Annotated in this window: 3 protein-coding genes; 1 reads left to right on the top strand and 2 read right to left on the bottom strand. The window is 51.6% G+C overall.

The genetic code is table 11. From position 1 onward, the window contains the following. Positions 1-2,295 (top strand): PAS domain S-box protein (locus GF404_11045; protein ID MBD3382717.1); only part of this gene is annotated, 2,295 nt, incomplete at its 5' end. A gap of 60 nt (positions 2,296-2,355) precedes the next feature. Here the strand turns inward: GF404_11045 and GF404_11040 are convergent. Together GF404_11040 and GF404_11035 are read right to left on the bottom strand one after the other, a co-directional pair. Continuing rightward, positions 2,356-4,833 carry a DUF4397 domain-containing protein gene (locus GF404_11040; protein MBD3382716.1) on the bottom strand — a complete coding sequence of 826 codons (2,478 nt, stop codon included), beginning with the start codon at positions 4,831-4,833 and terminating at the stop codon, positions 2,356-2,358. A 75-nt stretch (positions 4,834-4,908) separates the two neighbouring features. Continuing rightward, positions 4,909-5,238, bottom strand: a 330-nt coding sequence (locus GF404_11035) for a fasciclin domain-containing protein (protein ID MBD3382715.1), incomplete at its 5' end; no start/stop codon positions are given.

The following is a 5,238-nucleotide window of genomic DNA, read 5'->3' as shown; positions in this document are numbered from 1 at the left end:
ACTATACGTAAGAAAGCTGAAGAGGCTTTAAAGGAGAGCGAGGAAAGCTTCCGGATGCTGGTCGAGAACGCGGCGGAGGGAATCGTTGTTCTATCAAACGGCATGATGAAATTCGTCAATCCGGAGATTATTCGACTGGCGAAATGCGATGAAAAAGAGCTTTTGGATCATTCCTTTATAGGTTTCGTTCATCCCGATGACCGCAAACGCGTGGGCGGGTATCACCTTATGCGTATGAAGGGCGAGTATGTCCCTCCGGTTTACGAAATGCGTCTGATCGACAAGGAGGGCAACACTCACTGGATTTCCAACAGCACGGTCGAAATTCAGTGGGATGGCGAAATCGCCAGCCTCAATTTCCTGACCGACATTACAGAGCGCAAACTGGCTGAAAACGAACTGCGGGTCAGCGAAGAAAAGTACCGCAACCTGTTTAACACCGCCAATGATGCTATCTTCATTATGGAAAAAGACCACTTTATCGATTGCAATCAACAGACACTGGAAATGTTCGGATGCACCCGGGAACAGATTTTGCAGAAACCGCCCTATTTCTTCTCGCCGGAATATCAGCCGGATGGCAGGTTGTCAAAAGAAAAAGCACTCGAAAAAATCGATGCCACCTTGCAGGGGGGACCGCAGTCTTTTGAATGGGTGCATTGTAAGTATGACAGGTCTGTGTTCGATGCCGAGGTCAGTCTCAGTCCATTAGAATTGAGCGGGGGCAGTTATATGCTTGCGATAGTTCGCGACATCACAGAACGCAAACGGGGAGAGAAAGCCCTCAAAAAATCTGAGCGCCGGTTACAGGAACTGTTCGATACTCTACTGGAAGGAATAGCTATTACTGACGCTGATTACAGGATCGTATTTTGTAATCCGGCTCTGGCGGAATTGCTTGAATCTGATGATGTCAACCAGCCTGTTGGAAATAGTTTTATCGATTTCATCCCCGCTGACCAGAGGGAGCAGTTCGATGCCCAGAATGAACTTGTCGGGGGCGGTAACCAGGTCCGCTATGAATTGAGTTTACTTACATATACAGACAACATCAGGCAGGCCCTGGTGGCGATTTCACCCCGCTTAAACGAGGATAATGAAGTCATTGGTTCGATTATGTCACTGACCGATATTACCGAATTCAAGAGGCTTCAGGAATTCGCGTCCCGTGCCTCAAGGCTGGAAACCGCCGGTCGAATCGCCGGACAGGTCGCCCATGACTTCAATAACCTGCTGGGCCCGCTGGTGGCCTACCCGGATTTGATCCGATCGGAGTTGCCGGAGGACTTCACTTCGGTTCATCTCTTAAAGGATATGAAACGCGCCGCCGAACACATCTCCGAAATCAACCAGGAACTGTTGGCGCTGGGCAGGCGGGGCCATTACAATTTCGAGCCTCTCGACCTGAATGAAATCATCGAACAGATTTTGAGCCGTCTTGAACCTCTCCCGGAAAGTCTCCGGGTCAGGAAGCTACTGGCTTCTGATTTAATGCCGATCATGGGGGGTGGTTCACAGATTCTGCGTGCCATCTTCAACCTTATCAATAACGCGCGCGATGCTATGGAAGATGATGGCGAATTGACCATTCAAACAGGCAATCATTACGTCGAACGAGACCTGCAGAAATTCGGGCGAATTCCGCGAGGCGAATATGTGCGCCTGGCGATCTCCGATACAGGCAGTGGCATCGATCCGGAAGTTTTGCCAAAGATATTCGATCCGTTTTTTACCACCAAAACTGCCAGTCACAAACGGGGCACCGGTCTCGGTTTGAGCGTGGTTCATTCGGTTCTGGAGGATCACAACGCTTTCATCGATTGTGAAAGCCAGCCCGGCCTGGGTACTACTATGTTCGTCTACTTCCCGATCGCGCGCTCCGAAGGCAATCTACCATCTTCGGAGAATATCGTCGGCGGAACTGAGCGGATCATGATAGTCGATGATGACCAGGTTCAGCGCGAGGTGAGCGGTAACCTGTTGAAAAAGATGGGATACGAGGTGGTCTCTCTCGAGAGTGGAGAGAAGGCGGTCGAGTATATTCGTCAAAATCCGGTTGATCTGGTGATTCTGGATATGGTCATGCCGGGTGGTATGGATGGTACTGATACTTATCGCGAAATGCTGAACATCAATCCTGACCAGAAGGCGCTGATCCTCTCGGGGTATGCTGAGACCGAAAGAGTCCGACAAGCGCGTCATCTCGGAGTAGGCGAATTCATCCGCAAACCTCTCACATTGAAAGCGATCTCACGCGCGGTACGAAGCGAACTGGATCGCAAGTCTTCATATTAAAAAAAACGAGCAGACTGACAGCCTGCCCGTTTTAGTCGATCTATGTCAATTCCCGAAGGATTATTTTAGAAGCATCATCTTCCTGGATTCCGAGAAATTATCAGTAGTGATACGGTAGAAATAGACACCCGAAGCCATCCGGGAAGCATCGAAATCAACCGTGTGGATACCGGCATCGCGATAACCACTGACGAGGGTTTCGACTTCCTGTCCGAGCACGTTATAGACCTTCAGGCTGACGTTGCCCGGTTCCGGCAATGAAAAGGATATACTGGTAGTCGGGTTGAACGGGTTGGGATAATTCTGGCCCAGTTCGAAGCTCTGCGGAACATTGGAGTTCAGCTTCATGGTCGGATTGGTCAGGGCGTAACCGCCACTGACAGCCGGGAGTTCAATCACGGTGCCGTCGGGAAGAGCCGCGAACAGACCAAACGTTGCACCATCCTGGTTAGCCGACGGGTTCAAAAATCCGGAAGCAAACACTATGGCCGAACCGCCCTTCAAACCGCTCAAGTCAGCTTCAAAAGAAGCTACCACGGTCGAATTGTCAAAGGAAGGAGTGACGTCGAGTTGATACTTCTGGGCGAAGACCGACCTGTAATCAGCAAAGTCGCCATAGAACAGGTCATTAATCAGCCTGAAGCTCCACCATCCACGGGCGATCACATCGACACCCGGGGCATCGGAGGAACCGTGGAAAACCAGCAAGTCGACCAGAAAGCCCCACCTGGCTTCTTCGCGAACGTTGTCAATCGCGTACAGATCGAAAGCGATCGAACGGCCATCGGGGTTTTCAGCAAACATACCCGGATCGAGGACGCCGTTGGCGAACGCGACATAGGTCTGGTTATTCTCGAGAGTTACCGGTATAGTAGCGATGATGTCTTCAGGACCCTCGCTGTCAGAACCGGCGATCCCGATTCCCAGCTCGACTTCCGCCGGAACATTCACAAACGGTGTGGCATCGCGGAAAGCGAAATCATTCAAAAACAGGTCATCATTCACATAGATGTCGACAACCTCAGCAGCCGGATCAGCGGAATTGTGGATTACCTGCAGTCGGGCTTCCGGAGTTTCCGGATCGACAGCCGGGAATTCAACCACGGTACCATCAGCTAAAGCCGCGAACAGGCCAAAAGCCTGGCCATCCTGGTTGGCACCCGGATTCAAAAAACCGGAGGCGAAGACAACCGCGGAACCCCCGCCCAGACCGGTCAGATCTGCCACAAATGAAGCAACTACGGTGCTGTTGTCATTACCCGGTGTGACATCAAGTATATATTCGTTCGGTCGCACAGAAAGATAGTTGGTGAAATCGCCATAGGAAGCATCGTCGACTATCTTGCCGTAGTAACTGTCGCGCACGATGACGTCGACAGCCGGGGCATCGGTTGCGCCGTGGAAGACAAGAAAGTCGGTCCTGTGGAACCAGCGCGCATCTGTGCGGATACCGTCTTTGGCATAGAGATCAAAAGCGATCGAACGACCATCCGGATTCTCGGCGAAACTGTTTGGATCGAGCACACCGTTGGCGATGGCTACATAGGTTTCATCAGCGTCAAGGGTGACCGGGATAGTTGCGATTATGTCTTCCGGGCCGGAGCTGTTACCGCCGGCTACACCTATCGCCAGTTCGACTCCAGCAGGGACCTCGACAAACGGGGTAGCTGTACGGAAAGCGAAATCATCCTGGAAGAGACTGCCATTCACATAGATATCTACCACATTCGCGGCCGGGTCAGAGGAGTTATGAATGACCTGCAGTTCGGCGGTCGGAACCACCTGCGGGAACTCAACCACGGTACCATCGGGAAGAGCCGCGAACAGGCCAAAAGCCTGGCCATCCTGGTTGGCACCCGGATTCAGAAAACCGGATGCGAAAACTATGGCCGCTCCGCCACCCAGACCGGAGAGATCAATCTCAAAGGAAGCAACAACCGTATTTTTGTCATCGGCAGGAGTGATATCAACCACGAAACTGCCCGGGAAGACACGCTTGTACCAGCTGAACTCGCCGTACATCAGGTCGTTGACAAGACGGCTCCTGAAAATGTTCTGCACACGAACATCGATTTCCGGGGCATCAGTCGCGCCGTGGAATACCAGGAATTCGACAAATCTATTAAAGAAAGCAGATTCGCGCACATTCTTTTTAAGGAACAGATTGAAAGCGGTCACTTCACCGTCAGGATTGCCCGCGAACTGCGACGGGTCCAGTACACCATTGGCGATTGCGGCATAAGTCTGACCCTCGGCCAGAGTTACCGGGATTGTAGCGATGATGTCGCCGGGACCAGTGCTCTTGCCCGGAGCGACACCGATATTGAGTTCGACTCCGGACGGCACATCCACAAACGGGGTGGCTGTGCGGAACATGAAATCATCCTGGAAAAGAGCGCCGTTAACGTAGATATCGACCGTTTCAGCGGCCGGATCGGCCGAGTTGTGGATTACCTGCAGACGGGCATTGCCGTCCGCGAACAGGTTCACTGTCAGCAGTGTGAACAGAATCATCAGTGTAGTTTGCAATTTTTTCATCAGAGACCCTCCGATTAAAAGGTTTTTTAAAATTGATTAGTTACGCCCGAGTTACACAGCCCTCAGAGCAGGTTGTTACTTCTTCTCCTTCATTTCAGGCAGGATTACTTCGTCGATTACATGAATTACACCGTTGGAGCAGAGAATATCAGTGGCTACGACATTGGCATTGTCAACCATGACCATCTCCTTGTCGACCTTGACCTTTAAATCCTGGCCGTTGAGAGTCTGAGCCTTATCGACTTTGACCACGTCCGAAGCCATTACTTTTCCAGGCACAACATGGTAAGTCAGCACGGCAGCCAATTTCTCTTTATCATTCAAAAGAGCCTCGATCGCGCCTTTAGGAAGCTTGGCAAAAGCTTCATCGGTAGGAGCGAAAACAGTGAAGGGACCCTCACCCTT

Source organism: Candidatus Zixiibacteriota bacterium (genome assembly GCA_014728145.1).
Taxonomy (GTDB): domain Bacteria; phylum Zixibacteria; class MSB-5A5; order JAABVY01; family JAABVY01; genus WJMC01.
Note: the sequence above shows the minus strand (reverse complement) of the source record. Positions and strands in the feature narration are given on the sequence as shown.

Bases quoted from the DNA above. Each gene is read 5' to 3' on its own strand.
- GF404_11040 (MBD3382716.1), bottom strand. From the start codon at position 4,833: ATGAAAAAATTGCAAACTACACTGATGATTCTGTTCACACTGCTGACA.